This is a genomic window from Neisseria sicca 4320 (assembly GCF_000193735.1).
Lineage (GTDB): Bacteria > Pseudomonadota > Gammaproteobacteria > Burkholderiales > Neisseriaceae > Neisseria > Neisseria sicca_E.
This window is the reverse complement of the sequence record NZ_AEPF01000115.1, coordinates 1-18,427: the sequence shown is the minus strand read 5'-3', so window position 1 is coordinate 18,427 and position 18,427 is coordinate 1. Positions and strand designations below refer to the sequence as shown.

The following is an 18,427-nucleotide window of genomic DNA, read 5'->3' as shown; positions in this document are numbered from 1 at the left end:
AGTTTGCAGACGACCTTTTATTTTTGCTGAGATTTCTAGTTTAGCAACGGTTACTCCGGCTTCTCAATCCTGATTTTTCATCTACATCAAAATGGCAGAAATGGCAATCAACATACCCAAACACTAGCTCCTTCGGTTGAGAAAGGCGCAATCATGCGCCTCTTTTTACGGGCTTAACGATTAGGTATGTGTGTTCAAAAGAATGCGCAATCCGTCTATTTCGATGATGCCTCAATCCAAAATCTTGCCGACGATTTCGCCTACGTCTTTCGACAATCCTTCCTGCGCCCGAATGCGCTGCAATTCTTGTTTCACCAAGTTTTTGCGGTGCGGCTCGAGCTTGTCGCAGAGGTTGAACGCCTGCACTAAGCGGGCGGCGACCTGCGGGTTGAAGCGGTCGATTTCGATGACTTTGTCGGCAATGAAGCGGTAGCCGCTACCGTCTTCTGCGTGGAAATGCGGGACGTTGCGGCTGAAGCTGCCGATGAGCGATCGGGCTTTGTTGGGGTTTTCGAGGCTGAATTTCGGATGCTGCAAGGCGGTTTGAACCTGTTGCAGGGTGTCGCTGCGGCGGCTTGAGCCGACGAGGGCGAAATATTTGTCCATCACCAGCGCGTCGTCTGAAAACTTGTCGGCAAACTGCGCCAGCAGGCGGTTGCGCGTATCGCTTTCGTTGCCGTTGACGGCGGACAGGATGCCCCATTCGTGGGTCATGTTTTGCGCCATTTCGCCGTATTTCTCGGCAACGGTTTCGATGTGCGCGGGATCGGCGCGCAGGACGAAGGCGCGGCAGACGTTGCGCAGCGTGCGCCAGCCGGCGGTTTCGGGACTGTATTCGTAGCTTTGGTGTTCCTGCTTCGCCGCCTGACGGTTCAATTCGTGCCATTTCGGCAGGAAGCGGACGGCAAGCGTATCCAACAAGGCTTCGCGCGCCTGATGGTAACGCAGCGGGTCGATGTTTTCCGCGCCGTCCCACAGTTCGGCTTCAGACGGCACGCCCAAAAGCAGGGCTTTGAAGGCGTTGTCCAAGAGGTCGTCTGAAATGACTTTTTCGACGGCGGCAAGCAGTTTTTCGTGTTTCGGCAACTCAACGCCGTCTGAAAGCGCGGCGAGGTTGGCGGCGACGGCGCGGCGGTAGAGCGTTTGTGCGGCCTCCCAGCGCGTGAAGGCGTCGCTGTCGTGGGCGAGCAGGAGCAGCAGGTCGTCGTCGCTATACGGATAGTTCAGATGCACCGGCGCGCTGAAGCCGCGCAGCAGCGAGGGAACGACGGCTTCGGTTACGCCTTCAAACTGGAAGGTCTGCTCGGCTTCGGTCAGCAGCAACACGGCTTCGGTCGCGCGTTTGCCCTGATAATCGAATGCCACCGCTTCGCCGTTGCGGTTCAGCAGCCCGATTTTGACCGGAATCATCATCGGCCGCTTGTCCGCCATATCAGGCGTGGGCGGCACGGTTTGTTTAATGGTTAACTCGAAAATATTGTTTTTCAGACGACCTTCCGCTTCCAAAACGGGCGTGCCCGCCTGGCTGTACCACAAGGCGAACTGGTCGAGATTGATACCGTTCGCGTCCGCCATCGCCGCGCGGAAATCGTCGCAGGTAACGGCTTGCCCGTCGTGGCGTTGGAAATAGAGCTTCATGCCTTTCTGGAAGCCCTCTTCACCGAGCAGGGTGTGATACATCCGCACCACTTCCGCGCCTTTTTCATAAACGGTCATGGTGTAGAAATTGTTCATCTCCTCATAGCTGGCGGGGCGCACCGGATGCGCGGTCGGGCCTGCGTCTTCGGGGAACTGGTGCTGGCGCAGCAGGCGGATGTTTTCGATGCGGCGCACGGCGCGGCTGGCGCGGTCGCCGGAAAATTCTTGGTCGCGGAACACGGTCAGCCCTTCCTTCAGCGAAAGCTGGAACCAATCGCGGCAGGTCACGCGGTTGCCCGTCCAGTTGTGGAAATACTCGTGTCCGACCACAGATTCGATGCCTTCGAAATCGGTATCGGTGGCGGTGCGGCTGTCGGCAAGGACAAACTTGGTGTTAAAAATGTTCAAACCCTTGTTTTCCATCGCGCCCATATTGAAATCGCCCACGGCGACGACCATGAAAATATCCAAGTCGTATTCCAAACCGAAGCGCGTTTCGTCCCACTTCATCGCGTTTTTCAACGATTCCACGGCAAAGCCGACCTTGGGCTTGTCCGCTTCGGTGGTGTAAAACTCGATTTTGACGTTTCTGCCGCTCATGGTGGTGAAACGGTCTTCCGTTACCGCCAAATCGCCCGCAACCAAAGCAAACAGATAGCTCGGTTTGGCAAACGGGTCTTCCCATTTCACCCAATGTCGGCCGTTTGAAAACTCGCCGCCGTCGATTTTGTTGCCGTTGGAGAGCAAAACGGGATAGCGTTTTTTGTCCGCAACGATGGTGGTCGTGAACTTGGACATCACATCCGGACGGTCGATGTAGAACGTGATTTTGCGGAAGCCCTCCGGCTCGCACTGGGTAAACAGATTGCCGCCGGAAGCATACAGCCCCATCAGCGATTTGTTTTCCGCCGGCAGGATTTCGGTTTCCACTTCGACGGCGAAGCGTTCGGACGGCATGTCCGCAATCGTCAGCGTCTCGCCTTCCAACACATAATCCGCCGCCGCCCCGTTGATTTTGACGGACAAGAGTTTCGCCGAACCGTCCAACACCAGCGGCTCCCCCACCCTCTGCGGATCGACCGTCAAACGGGATTTCACGACGGTTTGCGGTTCGGCAATGTCGAAATGCAGGTCGGTTTCGAGAATGCGGTAGGCAGGCGTTTGGTAATCTTTCAGATAACGGACGGTTTTGCTCATGGTTTTGCTTTCGGGTAAAAATTGGGATACAGACGGCAAGCATAACGTTTCAGACGACCTTAATTCAAGCCTTCTGTCGAATTTTTATCGTATAGTGGATTAAATTATAAGAATGAGACAAGGCGGCAACGGATGCAGTGTACGGATAGTACATAAGGGCGTTGGCAAGGCAGTATCGTTGCCATTTTAATCCACCATATTTCCGGCAAAGGTCGTCTGAAACCAAAGACTATTGCAAACATGCTTAACTTTAAATATGTTATGTCATCAAATGCCGTCATTCCCGGTAAGTTGCGTATCAAAAATAAAGTCATTTAGCTATATCGCAGACTCAAATGAAACCTTCCACATCTTGGTATTTGCAACCCGCAACAAAAAGGTCGTCTGAAACCTAAATTGGTTTTCAGACGACCTTTCTATAGTGGATAAACTTTAAACCAGTACGGCGTTGCCTCGCCTTGCCGTACTATCTGTACTGTCTGCGGCTTCGTCGCCTTGTCCTGATTTAAATTTAATCCACTATATTTCAAGCCGATAGGCTTATTTATTGAAGAAAATCAGCGTCCACGGCAAGACGTAGGCTTGCAGCAGGGTCATCAGACCGACGAAGGTACAGAAAATCAAGCTGTGTTTCACGGTGAAGCGGAACAGGTTGGATTCTTTGCCTTCCAGACCGACCGCCGCGCAGGCGATGGCGATGGATTGCGGCGAAATCATTTTGCCGGTCACGCCCCCGGTGGTGTTGGCAGCAACGGTCAACTCAGGCACGACGCCGATTTGATGCGCGGTGCTGGCTTGCAGCGAGCCGAAGAGCGCGTTGGCGGAAGTGTCCGAACCAGTCAGGAATACGCCCAGCCAGCCGAGGAAAGGCGAGAAGAACGGGAATACGGTGCCAGTGGCGGCGAGGACGAGTGCCAATGTGGACGACAGACCTGAATAGTTTGCCACGAATGCGAAGCCGAGTACCAAGCCGATGGACAGGATGGACAGGCGCAGTTCTTTGAGCGTTTCAAAGAAGGTGCCGACAGCTTCGGAAGGTTTCATTTTCAGCAAAGCGGCGGAAACGATGGAAGCAAACAGAATTGCCGTGCCGACTGCGCCGAGGAGGTCGATTTTGAACACGGCAGCGTATGGTGTCGGTTCGCTGACGATGGGCGCGGCTTTTTGTACCAAGTTGTGCAGCATCGGCCAGTCGAATTTGATGGTGGCAACGCCCAAAGCCTCTTTAACGCCCTTAATCGTCCACACGCTGACGAAAACGGTCAGGATGGCGAAAGGAGACCAGGCTTTGATGATTTGTCCGGCAGTGTATTCGCCCGCTTTGCGCTCGGACGGTTTTTTCATGCCGTTGAAGGTGAAGATTTCTTTAGGCTGCCATTTTTTCAGGAAGGCAGACAGACAGACCAAGCTGACCAGTGCGGAGGTAACGTCAGGCAACTCGGGGCCGATGAAGTTGGCGGTAATGAATTGGGTCACGGCGAAAGATACGCCCGCTACCAATACGGCAGGCCAAGTTTGGCGTATGCCGCGCATACCGTCCATCATGGCGACCAACCAGAAAGGAACGATAATCGACAGGATCGGCAGTTGGCGGCCAGCGACCTGACCGATGTGGTAAGGGTCGAGGTTAGACACTTGACCGGCAACCAGGATTGGAATACCCATCGCGCCGAAAGCCACAGGCGCGGTATTGGCAATTAAACACAAACCGGCGGCGTAAAGCGGATTAAAGCCCAAGCCCACCAACAACGAGGCGGTAATCGCCACCGGCGCGCCAAAGCCTGCCGCGCCTTCGAGGAATGCGCCGAAGGAGAAGCCGACCAGCAACATTTGCAGGCGTTGGTCTTCGGTAATCGAAATCACGGAAGCGCGGATGATGTCGAACTGCCCTGTTTTCACGGTAATTTTATACAGGAACACGGCAGTAACGATAATCCATGCAATCGGCCACAAACCGTAAGCGAAGCCGTACAGCGCGGAAGAAACCGCCATGCCAGCAGGCATTCCGAAACCTAATACGGCAACGCCAAGCGCAATCAGAAGCGTATAAAGCCCCGCCTGATAGCCTTTAAGCTTCAGGACGGTCAGTGCGACAAAGAAAAAGATAATGGGCAGGAGGGCGACGGCTGCCGTCAAATATAGGCTGCCGCCCACTGCGGTATAGTTTTGAATCCAAGTATCCATAGGGAAAATCTCCAAATATTTTTCTAATATACTTTCCTAAATTGGTAAAACCAATTTTTTGAACGGAGGACACTTTACGAAACTTTAATATGTCAGTCAATTATTTTTTTAAACAACCTTGCTACATAAGTGCAAAATTGTTATTTAATTTTAAATAAAACAAAACATTATATGAATTGTAAAAATGTAACCCGATATAGTTTTAAACCATATTCGGGTAGAACAAGCCATATTGACGGGATATGGCCGGTTAATTAGAATACCGCGACATTGGGCATACCAATTTGGTCATGCCAATTTTGACGCAGATTGCCATTTCAGACGACCTGCCGCATCACATTATCGGATTTGAGTCTTCCTCATAAAGAAAACATGAGGGAAAAGAGGGAATTAAAATGACAAAACTGGTTCGGCCACAAAAAATCAGCGACCAAATATTGTCGATATTAGAAGAGAGGATTGCGACGGGCGTTTACGAAGAAGGCGGCAAAATCCCGCCCGAACGCACGCTCGCGGAAGAATTCGGCGTATCGCGCCCCTCGGTCAGGGTTGCGCTGAACATCCTGATTGCGCGGCAGGTTTTGGAAGCGCGTCAGGGCGACGGCTATTACGTTTCCGTCAAACCGCAGCAGGATTTCCTCCAAAGCTGGCAGGAATTGCTCGGCAAACATACCAACTGGGAAACCGACGTCTTCGATTTCAGCTGCCACATCGAAGGCTGCATGGCATCGCTGGCTGCCGAGCGGCGCACCGATGCCGATTTGAAACGGATTGATTTTTGGCGGCAAAAATTCGAATCCGCCTGCGAAAGCGGCCATCTGGAACATCAAAGCGAAGCCGACGTGAGCTTTCACCAAACCATCGCCGATGCCGCACACAACATCCTCTTCAGCCACCTCTCTGGCGGCCTGCTCAAAATGCTCTACCGCCAGACGCGCAGCAGCATCATCTATTCCAACCAAACCGAAGACCCGCGCCCCAAGCTGATTGCGCAACACCGCACCATCTACGAAGCCATACTCGAACGCCGCCCTGCCGATGCCGCCGAAGCCGCCAAAATACACTTAAACTACGTCGCCAACAGCATCTTGCAAAACAGGGAATACAAAAGCCGCAACGAACACGCCGACACGCTGGCGCAGAACGACTTGAAGCGGGCGCAGGACTGGTAAACACTCAACACTTCTCGGATTGGAGCATGAATATAGTGGATTAAATTTAAACCAGTACGGCGTTGCCTCGCCTTGCCGTACTATTTTTGTACTGTCTGCGGCTTCGTCGCCTTGTCCTGATTTAAATTTAATCCACTATACTTCGGCGGCTAATCCTTCTTGCTGATATAAATTCATGCACACAAAGGTCATCTGAAAACCTGAATGCAAGGTTTTCAGACGACCTTTTTCTATTTCTTGTTTTACACATTAAGCCCATACAACAAGATTTGTCTGAAAATTAAACCTATTCAAATACCAATATTTATATAGTGGATTAACTTTAAACCAGTACGGCGTTGCCTCGCCTTGCCGTACTATCTGTACTGTCTGCGGCTTCGTTGCCTTGTCCTGATTTAAATTTAATCCACTATACCTATCCAACGCCCTGAAATTTAATTTGTTCTAAGCACAGACAGGCAAAAAAACGCCTCCTGCCGGGAGCTGGCGGAGGCTATCCAAGGAGTTTTAAAAAAGTAACCCTAAAGAACTATGAAACTAGTCAGAAAGAACTATATTACTAATCTGAACGGTTTGCAAGCTCGTTGAACGGTCTTAAATTAACTTTACGTCCGAACAAGGCTTGGATTTCGGGTTGATGGCTGATGCCGATGACGAGGGTGTCGGGAAGGTTTTGCTTGAGAACTTGCATCAGCATCAATGCGGATTCGCCGTCGAGCTGGTTGGTGGCTTCGTCGAGGAACAGGATTTGCGGTTTGTGCAGCAGCGCGCGGGCGAGGCTGAGGCGTTGCTGTTCGCCGCCGGAGAGGATGCCGTGCCATTCGTATGGTTTGTCTAAATTATTTTTCAGGCGGTCTAGTCCGACTTGTTCCAAGGTCGTCTGAATAAGTCGGTCGTCTTGGCAGGCGGAGTGGGGATAGCTGACGGTGTGGCGCAGGGTGTCGGCGGGGAGGTAGGGGCGTTGGGGCAGGAAGAGGAGGCTGCCGTCGAGGGCGAAGCTGCCTTGGTAATACGGCCACAAGCCTGCGAGGGCGCGTAACAGGGTGGATTTGCCGATGCCGCTTCTGCCTTCGAGCAATACCCATTCGGGGGCGTGGGCTTCGAGGTTGATGTCGGTGAGCAGGGGGCTGCCGGTTTGGGTGTGGACGGTGAGGTTTTGCAGAGCGAGGATGCCGCTTTGGCGGTGGTTGTTTAAAGTCAGGGCGGGTGCTGGACGGGCGGCGCTTCTATCTTCATGTTCCACTTGTTCCAATGCCGTCTGAAAACCGGAGAGGCGTTCGACGACTGCCGCCCATTCGATGAGGCGGCGGTAGGAGTCGGTAAACCAGCCGAAGCTGTCTTGGACGCGGGCAAACGATGTGCGGGTCTGCATCATGTCGCCGAAGGTCATGGTTTTGGCGAGGTACATGGGCAGGGTGGCGAGGATGGGGATGAAGATGCTGATGCGCACGTAGGTCGCCCAGAAGGTTTCTTGGCGGAATTCGCAGTTGGTGAGCCGCCGCCAGTTGTCGCGGATGCGGAGGTAGCGTTGTTTCAGACGACCTGTTTCGGCTTCGCCGCCGTTGTAAAAGGCGATTTGTTCGGCGTGGTCGCGCACGCGCAGGAGGGCGGCGCGGTAGTCGGCTTCGCGGTGCTGGCGGTCGATGTTGAGGTTTTTCAGTTTGCGGCCGACAAGATGGGCGATGATGGTGCTGAAGATGGAATAAATCAGTGCAACCCAGACGAGGTAGCCGTGTATGGTGATGTCGCGCCCGCCGATGTTGAAGGTCTGCACGCCGGAGAGCGTCCACAATACGGCGACGAACGCGCTGAATTTGGCAATATTATTGATGAAGGAGCGGAACAGTCCGATGCTTTGGTCGGCGAGGAGGTAGATGTCTTCGGCGATGCGCTGGTCGGGGTTGTCGGGTTCGCCGGTCAGGCGCAGGCGGTAGTGTTTGTGGCCTTCGAGCCAGTTTTGCTGGAATTGTTCGGTCAGGTGGGTGCGCCAGCGGAAGATGAGGCGTTTTTGCAGCCAGTCGCCGCAGACGATGCAGCCGATAATCATCGCCATGTAGCCGAGGTATTCGACGATGAGCGCGGGCATGGACGCGCCGTCAAACGCGGCGAGCGCGTCGTAGAAACGTTTGTCCCATGCGGCAATCCAAACGCTGATGGTGATGGAACAAAGGGTGAAGCCGATGAGGACGGCGAGCATCAGCCATTGGATGCGCCCGTGCGCCCCCGTCCAGAAAGGACGGGCGAGTCGGGAGAATTTTTTGAGGATGTTCATGGGGGTGTGTTGGTACGAATAACGGGAGGTCGTCTGAAAATCTATGTGTGAAAGATAAGATTTTGGTTAGACACATAATGGACAACCCAAAATCCATTGAATTATGAAGAATCCTTAGATCTAAGCTGTTCCAATTCCCAGCGAAGTTTTTTATTTTCCTCAAATAGCCTGTTATATTCCAAGTTTTCTTGTTCCCGCTGTAAATGAAATTCTTTTTCCCTTTCTTTTCGCATATCATTTTCTACTTGTTGGGCTTGATACGAAATATATTCAATCCTCTCTTGTAGTTCAGCTATTTCCTTATTCAAATTTTCAATTTTTTTCTGATAATCCGAATGAATACTTCCTATTTCATCACTATGTAATTTGTTCATTTCCTCTATTCTATTATTATAGTTTTTTGAAAGCCTACTCATCTCTTCTAATAAATTACGCAACTCATCATCCCTATCGCGTAATTGATCGGCAAAGCTTCTATCAGTAGTATTTTGATTCTGTAAATTTCTATATTCTCGTTCTTCTATTTCTCTTTTTAGTTTTATTTTCCTACATTCAGATTCAAACTCCGCTTGAATATTAAAATTCTTTTTCTTAAATGAAGAAATTATATAATTAACTTTTAGTTGTATATATGGAAATAAAATCATATATATATAGTAGTTATAAAGATAGAAAATAGAATACTTTGCCACCAGGAAGAAATAATGAAATTTTTTTCAATCAAATTAATTTGATTATCTATCTTAATAATTCTGGTTTCTATATCTTGCTTAGAAAGAAGAAAAATACTAATTGGTTTCCAATAAATCCAGATTTTAAACACTAAGAAAGCAATTAAAAACGTAACAAATGTAGGAAGCTTTATTTTTTCTTCCTGTGCTTTCAAAAAATTTGAAAAAAAATCTTTTAACACTTCCATAATAGTGCACAAAAAATCTTATGAATTTAAAAAACAATATGAATAAAAACTTATATACCGTCATTCCCATGCAAGCCGAGAATGACGGTACTACTATACTATATTATTACATCTTCCACTTCAGGCTGAACACAGCATTGCGCGGTTCGCCGTAGAAGTTGCCGTAGTTTTTTGTACGGTTGCTGTTGTTTTCATAGTAGCGTTTGTCAGTCAGGTTGTTGACTGCCAGCCCCAGTTGCAAATTGTCGGTCGGACGGTATTGTAAACCGGCATTCCAAACGGTATAGCCGCCTTGGGGCAGCTTGCTGCCGGTTTTGCTTTGACTGGACAAGCCTATACCGATACTTAACTTACCGTTTGCAAACGGCGGCGTATAGCTGCTGTAAGCGCGGAAAATGTGTTTTGGGGTCCAGTTGGCAAAATCGCCTTCGGTATTGGGATGGTTTTCTGTTTTGCGGATATTGTAGGTATAGCCGGCAAACAGTTTCCAATTTGCGCCGATTGCTCCGGAAATTTCCGCATCTACACCGCGGCTGCGTTCTTTTGCGGGAACGTAGTAGAAAGTTTGTTTCCTGTTGCCGCTGGCCGGAACGTTGACACGCACGCCGACGTTGGTGTTATCTGTTTGGAACAGGGAAACGGCCGTATTGAGTTTGCTCTGCATCCATTCGCCTTTCCAACCCAATTCGTAGTTTTTACCGACTTCGGGCGCGAGATAGCTGTTGTCTGCATTTGTTTTCAGAGTCGGTTTGTAGATGGATGTATAGCTTGCATAGAGGCTTTGCCCCGGCATGAAATCGTAAGTGATGCCGATGTATGGAATGAATTTGCTGTTTTTGACCGAATAGGTTTTTGCATCATTGTCCGGAGCGCCTGCATAACGGGACCAGTTGTAATCGAAGTCGCGTTTCCAATGGGTATAGCGTCCGCCTACCAACAGATGCAGTTTTTCCGTAGGATTGATGCGGGTACCTGCTGCAAGGGCGTGCGTATAGAAATGGTTATTGCTGTCCATAATGCTGTATAGTTCGGCAGCCCAGTCCGGCTGGGGGATAACGGCAGAAAATGGATCGTAGCCGCCGGTTGCCTGCATACGGGTATGGTGCAGGTTATTGCGCTCTTTCGAATAATTATGAGTCAGGAAGATGTCGTGGGTTTGACCCAAGGCTTCAAACTTGCCGCGCAGGTTGTTTTGAATATGCAGATGTTTGCTGTCGTGCTGATAGCGGGAAGCCTGTTGGTCCTCAATACCGATGGATTGATTGGCTTTCAATCCGCTTTTGTCTGCCATTAAGAAAGCATACCTTTGGTCGGAGTGGCTGTTTCGCCAATCGATTTTGCTGTTCCATTTCCAGTTGTCGTTGAAGTAGTGGTCAAATTCTGCAAAAACACCGTTTTTGATGAATCGCCCATGATTCCAATCCGCACCGAAATAGCTGTGGCGCGGCAGACTGCTTTTGTCTTCCCATAAAGGTAAGCCGTTGAGATCGGGGGTGTTGCGCTGGGCGATACGGTACGCGCCGACAGAAACCTTGCTGTTTTCTCCGATGTCTTTTTCCAAAACGCCATAAAGAAGGCTGTTTTGCCCTTTCACTTTATCCTGAAATGTTTTGTCATGATCAAAACTGCCGACAATACGCCCGCGGAGTTGGTTTTCTGAGCTTAAAGTGCCAGAGGCATCCAATTCGATATGCCGTTTGCCGAAACGGTCGGCTAAACCATTCATACTGATTTGTTTTTTAGCCGTCGGTTTTTTGCGTACGGCATTAATGGTGCCGCCGGGCGCGCTGTTGGATTGGGTCAGCCCGGCCGCACCGCGTACAACTTCAATGTGGTCATACATGGCAAGGTCGGTGATGTTGTGCCCGTCTCTGGCAGGGCTGCCAAATATACCCGGCGCGCCAATAGTGGTTGCCATGCCGTCTTCTTCCAATTTTTCAATATAGAATCCGCGGCTTTGGAAATGGGTGCGGTTCCCTTGGCGAACGACATTTACGCCAGTCGTTGTTTTCAACGCATCTGCAAGCGTAGTAATACCTTGATCATTAATTTGGTTTTTTGTAATAACGCTGACCGATTGCGGCGTCTCACGCGGAGTCAATGCCAGTCCTGTGGTAGAACTCATAGCCGAAGTCGTATAGTCATTTCGATTTTCGGTACGCAGGCTGCGGTTTTTGCCGACCACATTGACCTGCTTTAATTCCACCTGTTGCACTTCTTCCGCAGCTTGAACGGCTTGCGGCAGCGCGGCAAGGCAGAGTGCCAAGGTACTGAGTTTGAAAAGTGTCTCTTTATTTGAATGATTCATTTGATTGATCCCGGATAAAGCTGTTGTCGTAAAATGTTTATTTTTATTTGATATTTATAGCCATAAAAATTATGAATATTCAGAGTATTAGGTTTTTCAGACGACCTTTGTCAGAAAAAACGAACAAAATTCATCAAACCCTTTCAGATAAAAAAATGTTGCCGCCGGGCGGAGTACCCAATGGCAACTACTTATCCAAGGTTGTAAAGATAAATATAAGGAACTAGCTAAAAATAGTCATTAAGAACTATACTCTATCTGTAAAAATTGGCAATCGTTTTTTTCAGACGACCTCACGTTTTTTCACATACTCTTGCCATAAGTCAAAATTCTGTCCGGCAATGAAATACCTCCTCTGCCGTTCTGTGGAAGAGAAGGTATCTGCGTATGAGTCAGTTTTATCTTCATTTTCTTGTGAATAGTGAAAAAGCGGATTGCCATGTGGCTAGGCAGGTCGTCTGAAAATCGGTCAACGCCTGTTCTGCATGATTATCTTTTTTGAATCATTTATCTAATAGTTTCAAAATCTAAAGGTCGTCTGAAACGGCTTTCAGACGACCTATGCTACAATTTCACACATTCAAACCTTACCCATCACAGGAAACCTCATGGAAGCCACCGTCTATCTCGAAGACAACGAATACATCGCCCTGTGCGACCTGTTAAAACTCGCCGGACTTGCCGAAAGCGGCGGACAGGCGAAAGCGTTTATCGCCGAAGGGCTGGTGTTGCGCAACGGCGAAACCGAAACCCGTAAAACCGCAAAAATACGCGGCGGCGAAGTCATCGAGTTTGACGGCGCGCGCTTGGAAATCGCCGATGGATACGACCCTGAAGAATAAAGCCGAAGCCCTCTTGGGCGAGCCGCTTCTAGACGAACCCGTCCGCCCCGAATCGTGGGAATGTTGCGGCAGCGACTGCGGCGATGCCTGCATCCAGACGATTTATTGGACGGATAAAGCCCGCTACGACGCGCAACAGCGGAAATTGAAAGAAGCGGGTTGGTCGGATGACGAAGACAACGGAAAGGTCGTCTGAAAACGGTTCGGCTGGATGGGAACCGCGTTTTCAGACGACCTCTTATAGTAGATTAAAATTGAAAACGTTCATATCGTCATTCCCGCGCAGGCGGGAATCCAAAAGTTTGAAATAGCGGTTAACCTTAAACATTTCTGACAAATCAAAGTCTGGATTCCCGCCTGCACGGGAATGACGGCATAGGTACTTTTTCTCTGAATTTACCATACACCCGTTTTTAAAATTGCCCCGTCGCCACACCGCCCGACAATATTGCACCCGCCCACTGTTCACCACTCACATAACGCCCCATGATAGACCTGCACTGCCATTCCACCGTTTCCGACGGTATGCTCTCCCCCGCCGAAGTCGTGCGCCTCGCGCATCAAAACGGCTGCACGCTGCTGGCGCTGACCGACCACGACCACACCGGCGGCATCGCCGAAGCGCGCGCCGAAGCCGACAAGCTCAGGCTGCGTTTCGTCAACGGCGTGGAAATCTCCGTAACTTGGCGCGGGCGCACCATACACGTTGTCGGTTTGGATTTCGACGAACAAAATGAAAATCTACAAAACCTGTTGGCACAAGTACGGCAAGGTCGTCTGAAACGCCTCGAAGCCATTGCAGCCAAGCTCGAAAAAAAAGGCATCGGCGGCGCATACGACGGCGCGCTCGCGCTGGCGGCGAACAAAGAAATGGTCAGCCGCACCCACATCGCCGAGTTCCTCATCCAAGCGGGACACGTCAAAAACAAGCAGCAGGCGTTCACCAAATACTTGGGCGACGGCAAATCCTGCGCCGTCCGCCACGAATGGGCGACGCTGGCAGACTGCGTCTCCGCCGTCAACGGCGCGGGCGGCATGGCGGTCATCGCCCACCCCATGCGCTACGATTTGTCCGCCACCGCCAAACGCAATCTGTTTGAAGAATTTAAAAACCTCGGCGGCGCAGGCATCGAAGTCCACAGCGGCAACTGCTGCAAAAACGACCGCCTCAACTACGCGCTTCTGGCAGAACGCTTCGGTATGCTCGCCAGCGCGGGCAGCGACTTCCACCGCTTAAACGACTTCAGTGGCGGCATCCTCGGCGCGTGTCCCGAACTGCCGGAAAACTGCAAACCGGTTTGGGAACATTTCAAAAGAGTTTGAGACGTTTAAGGCAAAGTTTGGATATTGGGACAAACTTGCCGACGCCACACGCCATGCCTTACCGAATTCCGTCATGTAGGTTTTATCCGCAAATTTACCGAAAATTTCAAGCAACCTGTCTGCGCACCATCTTAGCAGGTAAACCAAACCGTACCGCTGCCGTCATGCCCATACACACAAAAGCAGCCATGACGGCGAATAGGCGTCCTATTTGATTCAAAGGAATTATAGTGGATTAACTTTAAACCAGTACGGCGTTGCCTCACCTTAGCTCAAAGAGAACGATTCTCTAAGGTGCTGAAGCACCAAGTGAATCGGTTCCGTACTATCTGTACTGTCTGCGGCTTCGTCGCCTTGTCCTGATTTAAAGTTAATCCACTATACTTCCCTCAAAGATTGTCTGAAAACCGCTTCGTCGCATCGCCGCACGCATACGGTTTTCATCAGGAAGCCCGTTTTTAGACGACCTTCCCGATATGAAATCTTCAGGCTTTGCTATAATCCGCAATCCGCATTTTTTGAGCCACCGCCATGCCGCACGCCCTCGTCCTCCAATTCCCCTCCGTCGAAGCCCTGCCTTCCGCCCTCCTCTCCCGACTGCCCGAGCCTGATTACGCCGATGAAAAGCGTATGCGTTTCATCGTTGAAGAAGGGTTTTCTTTAAGCGGGGCAGACGCGGCGTTACTGAGCAGCCGTCAAATCGACCACGCCGTGTTGCCCGATATGGCGTTCGGCGAACTCGGGCTGATTGTCAGCGATATGGATTCGACGCTGATTACCATTGAATGCGTCGATGAAATTGCGGCGGGTGTCGGCTTGAAAGAACGCGTGGCGGAAATTACCGAACGCTCGATGCGCGGCGAATTGGATTTCGAGCAGTCTTTGCGCAGCCGCGTCGCTCTGTTGGCGGGATTGGACGAACGGGTTTTGGCGGAAGTTTATGAAAACGTTTTGCGGCTCTCGCCCGGCGCGGAATTTTTGTTGGACGAATGCAAGGCGCATGGCGTGAAATTCATGCTGGTGTCGGGCGGGTTCACGTTTTTCACCGAAAGGCTGCAACAACGCCTCGGCTTCGAATACCAACACGCCAATGTTTTGGAAATTGAAAACGGCAAGCTGACAGGTCGTCTGAAAGGCAGAATCATCGACGCGCAGGCAAAAGCGGATTTATTGCGCGAATACCGAAACCGCCTCGGATTACAGCCGCATCAGGTGTTGGCGATGGGCGACGGTGCGAACGATATTCCGATGCTCAAAGAAGCCGGCATAGGCGTGGCTTACCGCGCCAAACCGAAAGCGCAGGCGGTCGCCGATGCCTGCATCAATTTCGGCGGACTAGAGCGCGTCAGGGGTTGGTTTAAATAAACCGTCTGTATCGTTTGTCAGGAGTTTCCCTGTAAAGCAAAGGTCGTCTGAAAATTTTTCAGACGACCTTTTTGCTGTCCGGAATATCGTAATGACTGCAAACCGGAATACCAAAGGACACGCCTTCGCAGCACGCCAAAACAGGTTTGCACGCCAATCTTGGACACAGCCCTCTTTATCCCCGCAGCAACCCTATTCCTTCTTCCTGCTAGATGAAAAAGCAGGCAATTAATCAATACAGTTATTACTATTATTCAAATAATTTAATTATGACTCAAAAATATTGACTTAAATTAAACAAAATCGTTTTCTTATTCAAAAACTATCTGACATTCTTTATACTACCAAAGTAGTAATTAACTAAAACTAATGAACTAAACCAATAAAAGGAGCCCTAAGGATGAAACATCAGTTACTCCTTCTGCCGCTTGCCGTAGCCGTATCCCAAGCTTGGGCAGATACAAACCCTGTTCCAGAAGAGACTGTTACCCTTTCTCCTGTCACCGTCATCGGCACACAACAACAAAAAGCCAATAGCGTTACTTTCAACCCCAAAGCTGCTTTGCAACCCCTCCCTGCCGGAGACGGGGCAGACCTTTTACAGTCTGTCCCCAACATGAGCATCATCCGCAAAGGCGGTAGCTCGGGCGATCCATTGTTCCGCGGTTTGGGCGGCTCGCGCCTGTCGATTAACGCTGACGACCAGTTTATTTACGGCGGTTGCGCTATGCGTATGGATCCGCCGACTGCCTACATTCATCCAAACTCTTTTGACAAGGTCGTCGTTACCAAAGGTCCTCAAACCGTAACACAAGGCATGGGCTTGGTCAGCGGTTCGGTGCAATTTATCCGCAAAGACCCTGATTTCAGCGAAAAACCCTACAACATCAACGCCTCCCTGACTGCGGGCAGCAACGACCGCCGCGACGGCTCGCTTGAAGCCGAGTTCGGCGGCAAATACGCCTACGTCCGCAGCAATATTTCCCATAACGAAGCCGACGACTACAAAGACGGCTCAGGCAAACGCGTCCACTCCCATTTCAAACGCGACAGCCAAATGCTGCAACTGGGCATCACCCCGACCGAAAACACCACCATCGCAGGCACATACGAACGCAGCAGAGCCAAGGTCGCTTACGCCGACCGCATGATGGACGGCAGCAAATTCGACCGCGACGCATGGAACGTCCGCTTTACCCAACGCAACCTCACCCCTTGGTTCAGCGAACTCGAATTGCGCTACGGTGAAAGCGAAATCGACCACGTCATGGACACATACAGCCTGCGCACCATCCGCAATCCCGCAGGCAAACAGATTAAAAACGCCAACAACCCCAAACGCAATACCGACACAGGTCGTCTGAAAGCCACCTTCGATTGGGATAATCTCAACCTGCAAACCGGCGTAGATTATATGGACGACGTACACGTCGCCCGTATGGAACGCGGCGGCGACGGTTACAGCCACAAGCCTTTTATGCCCAACCAAAGTTTCAAACAATGGGGCGTTTTCACCGAAGCCGCTTGGCAACAAACCGATAAACAACGTTGGGTAGCAGGCTTGCGCCACGACCGTGTCAAAGCGGATTATGATTCCGCAGACGTAACCGATCCCGCCTTGAAACATCAGAAATTCAACTTGAATTCCGGTTTCTTACGTTGGGAACGTGACACGGATAACGGCTTGAAATACTACGCAGGATTCGGTATCGCCGAACGCTCGCCCGACTACTGGGAACGTCTGCGCACCAAAAAGAAAATCATCCATCCCGAACAAAACCGCCAAATCGATGCGGGCATCATCTGGAAACGTCCTAACCTCCATGCCTCCGTGTCCGTATTCGGCAGCGATGTCAAAAATTTCATCATACTCGAACGCCAAGGCACGGATTTAGGTGTACGCAACGTTAAAGCCTCGCGTTTCGGTGGCGAAGCCGAAGTCAAATGGACGTTTGCACCTAATTGGGAAATCGGCAGCAGCCTCGCCTATACCCACGGCAAAAACCGCACCGACAGCAAACCTTTGGCGCAAACCCCACCGCTCGAGTGGAACAACACCCTCGCCTTTGACAACGGCAAATTCAGTGCAGGCGCGTTATGGCGCGTCGTGGCGAAACAAAACCGTTACAGCAAAGGTCAAGGCAATATCGTCGGTCAGGACATCGGCGCCTCTTCCGGCTTCGGCATACTCTCGCTCAATGCCGGTTGGAAATTCAGCAAATACGCCACCTTGCAGGCCGGTATAGACAACGTGTTCAACAAAACTTATGCCGAATTTGTCAGCAAAGGCGGCGACCCTTCAGCAGGCACGCAAACCTTGCGCGTCAACGAACCCGGCCGTACCGCTTGGTTGAGACTGCAAGCGAAATTCTGATGTTGAGTTGAAAAAGTGAAAGGTCGTCTGAAAACGTACATATTTGTTTTCAGACGACCTTTTTGTATGCAGACCTTGTATGCAGACCGTTATTTTTGCTTACGCAGTTGAGGGTGGTTTTTCAGATTGTCTAAGAGGATGTCGATCACACGCGGTGCGGTTTGGGCAAGATCGAAATTTTTACCGGACGCGAGCCAGCGCCAAATCAAACCGTCCAGCGTCGATTTGATGAAGATGACCGCCATGTCGGTATCCAAATCTTCGGATAAGGCATGTTGGGCGATGGATTTGGTCAGAACTTCGGTAATTTTTTCGCGCCAAATGGATTGATGTTTATGCGCGATGTCGATGACTGCGGCGTTCTGATCGGTGTGTTCGCATTTTAAAAACAGGATGCTGTGGAATTTATAGTGGATGTCGTTGGTTTGCAGGCGTGTGAAAAAGTGCATCAAGGTACGGCGGAAAAGCGGCCACTCTTGTTCATCGCTATCAGTCGCGTCCTGATGCATACAGTTTTCGATGTCGTCGCAAATACGCTGAAAGAGGGCGTCGAACAAGTCTTCTTTGTTTTTGAAATGCCAATACAACGCGCCGCGCGTCACGCCGGCGGCTTGGGCAATTTCGTTGAGGGAAGTGCGCGCAATGCCTTTTTGGTAGAAGGTTTCCAGCGCGGCGAGCATGAGATGTTCTTTGGTTTTAAGGGCTTCGGTTTTGGTTTTCCGCATGATGCCTGTTTCAAGTTAAGTGGAATAGTGGGGATTATAAAAAATACTTTGTATCCATGCAAGCATGTATGTATAATGGCGCCTGTAATTGAGATTGGCTCTCAAATA

13 protein-coding genes and 1 pseudogene are annotated in these 18,427 nt (G+C 50.6%); 7 read left to right on the top strand and 7 right to left on the bottom strand.

Going from position 1 to position 18,427, the window contains the following annotated elements; genetic code table 11:
* Positions 1 to 231: 231 nt before the first annotated feature.
* A complete protein-coding gene (pepN, locus tag NSCA4_RS0110300) occupies positions 232 to 2,835 on the bottom strand; it encodes an aminopeptidase N (RefSeq protein WP_016688050.1) in 2,604 nt (867 codons plus the stop codon).
* A gap of 540 nt (positions 2,836 to 3,375) precedes the next feature.
* On the bottom strand, positions 3,376 to 5,019 hold the full coding sequence (locus tag NSCA4_RS0110295; protein WP_016688049.1) for a lactate permease LctP family transporter: 1,644 nt from the start codon (positions 5,017 to 5,019) through the stop codon (positions 3,376 to 3,378).
* Between the two features lie 395 nt (positions 5,020 to 5,414).
* Between NSCA4_RS0110295 and NSCA4_RS0110290 the strand changes: the two genes are divergently transcribed.
* The gene (locus NSCA4_RS0110290; protein ID WP_016688048.1) at positions 5,415 to 6,191 is read left to right on the top strand and encodes a FadR/GntR family transcriptional regulator; all 777 of its coding nucleotides are present in this window, start codon (positions 5,415 to 5,417) and stop codon (positions 6,189 to 6,191) included.
* A 306-nt stretch (positions 6,192 to 6,497) separates the two neighbouring features.
* On the opposite strand, the pseudogene NSCA4_RS15235 reads toward NSCA4_RS0110290, so the two are convergent.
* The 4 genes and pseudogenes from NSCA4_RS15235 to NSCA4_RS0110275 all read right to left on the bottom strand — a co-directional run.
* Positions 6,498 to 6,608 (bottom strand): annotated as a pseudogene (locus NSCA4_RS15235) (IS5/IS1182 family transposase); the annotation flags it as partial.
* Between the two features lie 142 nt (positions 6,609 to 6,750).
* The gene (locus tag NSCA4_RS0110285) at positions 6,751 to 8,463 is read right to left on the bottom strand and encodes an ABC transporter ATP-binding protein/permease (protein WP_016688047.1); all 1,713 of its coding nucleotides are present in this window, start codon (positions 8,461 to 8,463) and stop codon (positions 6,751 to 6,753) included.
* A gap of 101 nt (positions 8,464 to 8,564) precedes the next feature.
* A complete protein-coding gene (locus NSCA4_RS13110) occupies positions 8,565 to 9,110 on the bottom strand; it encodes a hypothetical protein (protein WP_016688046.1) in 546 nt (181 codons plus the stop codon).
* A 378-nt stretch (positions 9,111 to 9,488) separates the two neighbouring features.
* Positions 9,489 to 11,690, bottom strand: coding sequence for a TonB-dependent siderophore receptor (locus NSCA4_RS0110275; protein ID WP_016688044.1), 2,202 nt, complete (start codon positions 11,688 to 11,690; stop codon positions 9,489 to 9,491).
* Between the two features lie 608 nt (positions 11,691 to 12,298).
* Here NSCA4_RS0110275 and NSCA4_RS0110270 point away from each other — a divergent pair.
* From NSCA4_RS0110270 to NSCA4_RS0110250, 6 genes are all read left to right on the top strand, one after another.
* Positions 12,299 to 12,532, top strand: a complete 234-nt coding sequence (locus tag NSCA4_RS0110270; RefSeq protein WP_002221492.1) for an RNA-binding S4 domain-containing protein — start codon at positions 12,299 to 12,301, stop codon at positions 12,530 to 12,532.
* Positions 12,510 to 12,728, top strand: a complete 219-nt coding sequence (locus NSCA4_RS0110265) for a hypothetical protein (protein ID WP_016688043.1) — start codon at positions 12,510 to 12,512, stop codon at positions 12,726 to 12,728. The genes NSCA4_RS0110270 and NSCA4_RS0110265 overlap by 23 nt, the downstream gene beginning before the upstream one ends.
* Positions 12,729 to 13,018: 290 nt before the next feature.
* On the top strand, positions 13,019 to 13,855 hold the full coding sequence (locus NSCA4_RS0110260; RefSeq protein ID WP_016688042.1) for a PHP domain-containing protein: 837 nt from the start codon (positions 13,019 to 13,021) through the stop codon (positions 13,853 to 13,855).
* 531 nt (positions 13,856 to 14,386) lie between these two features.
* The gene (serB, locus tag NSCA4_RS0110255; RefSeq protein WP_016688041.1) at positions 14,387 to 15,220 is read left to right on the top strand and encodes a phosphoserine phosphatase SerB; all 834 of its coding nucleotides are present in this window, start codon (positions 14,387 to 14,389) and stop codon (positions 15,218 to 15,220) included.
* A gap of 91 nt (positions 15,221 to 15,311) precedes the next feature.
* Positions 15,312 to 15,452: a hypothetical protein gene (locus NSCA4_RS15600; RefSeq protein ID WP_176621486.1), complete on the top strand. Its 141-nt coding sequence runs from the start codon at positions 15,312 to 15,314 to the stop codon at positions 15,450 to 15,452.
* A 168-nt stretch (positions 15,453 to 15,620) separates the two neighbouring features.
* A complete protein-coding gene (locus NSCA4_RS0110250) occupies positions 15,621 to 17,594 on the top strand; it encodes a TonB-dependent copper receptor (protein WP_016688040.1) in 1,974 nt (657 codons plus the stop codon).
* An 89-nt stretch (positions 17,595 to 17,683) separates the two neighbouring features.
* On the opposite strand, the gene mtrR is transcribed toward NSCA4_RS0110250, so the two are convergent.
* Positions 17,684 to 18,319, bottom strand: a complete 636-nt coding sequence (gene mtrR / locus NSCA4_RS0110245) for a multidrug efflux system transcriptional repressor MtrR (protein WP_016688039.1) — start codon at positions 18,317 to 18,319, stop codon at positions 17,684 to 17,686.
* Between the last annotated feature and the right edge of the window lie 108 nt (positions 18,320 to 18,427).

What these genes read in the sequence shown, in the direction of transcription:
- pepN (WP_016688050.1), bottom strand. Translation starts at nt 2,835, where the DNA reads ATGAGCAAAACCGTCCGTTATCTGAAAGATTACCAAACGCCTGCCTAC.
- NSCA4_RS0110295 (WP_016688049.1), bottom strand. Translation starts at nt 5,019, where the DNA reads ATGGATACTTGGATTCAAAACTATACCGCAGTGGGCGGCAGCCTATAT.
- NSCA4_RS0110290 (WP_016688048.1), top strand. Translation starts at nt 5,415, where the DNA reads ATGACAAAACTGGTTCGGCCACAAAAAATCAGCGACCAAATATTGTCG.
- NSCA4_RS0110285 (WP_016688047.1), bottom strand. Translation starts at nt 8,463, where the DNA reads ATGAACATCCTCAAAAAATTCTCCCGACTCGCCCGTCCTTTCTGGACG.
- NSCA4_RS13110 (WP_016688046.1), bottom strand. Translation starts at nt 9,110, where the DNA reads ATGATTTTATTTCCATATATACAACTAAAAGTTAATTATATAATTTCT.
- NSCA4_RS0110275 (WP_016688044.1), bottom strand. Translation starts at nt 11,690, where the DNA reads ATGAATCATTCAAATAAAGAGACACTTTTCAAACTCAGTACCTTGGCA.
- NSCA4_RS0110270 (WP_002221492.1), top strand. Translation starts at nt 12,299, where the DNA reads ATGGAAGCCACCGTCTATCTCGAAGACAACGAATACATCGCCCTGTGC.
- NSCA4_RS0110265 (WP_016688043.1), top strand. Translation starts at nt 12,510, where the DNA reads ATGGATACGACCCTGAAGAATAAAGCCGAAGCCCTCTTGGGCGAGCCG.
- NSCA4_RS0110260 (WP_016688042.1), top strand. Translation starts at nt 13,019, where the DNA reads ATGATAGACCTGCACTGCCATTCCACCGTTTCCGACGGTATGCTCTCC.
- serB (WP_016688041.1), top strand. Translation starts at nt 14,387, where the DNA reads ATGCCGCACGCCCTCGTCCTCCAATTCCCCTCCGTCGAAGCCCTGCCT.
- NSCA4_RS15600 (WP_176621486.1), top strand. Translation starts at nt 15,312, where the DNA reads ATGACTGCAAACCGGAATACCAAAGGACACGCCTTCGCAGCACGCCAA.
- NSCA4_RS0110250 (WP_016688040.1), top strand. Translation starts at nt 15,621, where the DNA reads ATGAAACATCAGTTACTCCTTCTGCCGCTTGCCGTAGCCGTATCCCAA.
- mtrR (WP_016688039.1), bottom strand. Translation starts at nt 18,319, where the DNA reads ATGCGGAAAACCAAAACCGAAGCCCTTAAAACCAAAGAACATCTCATG.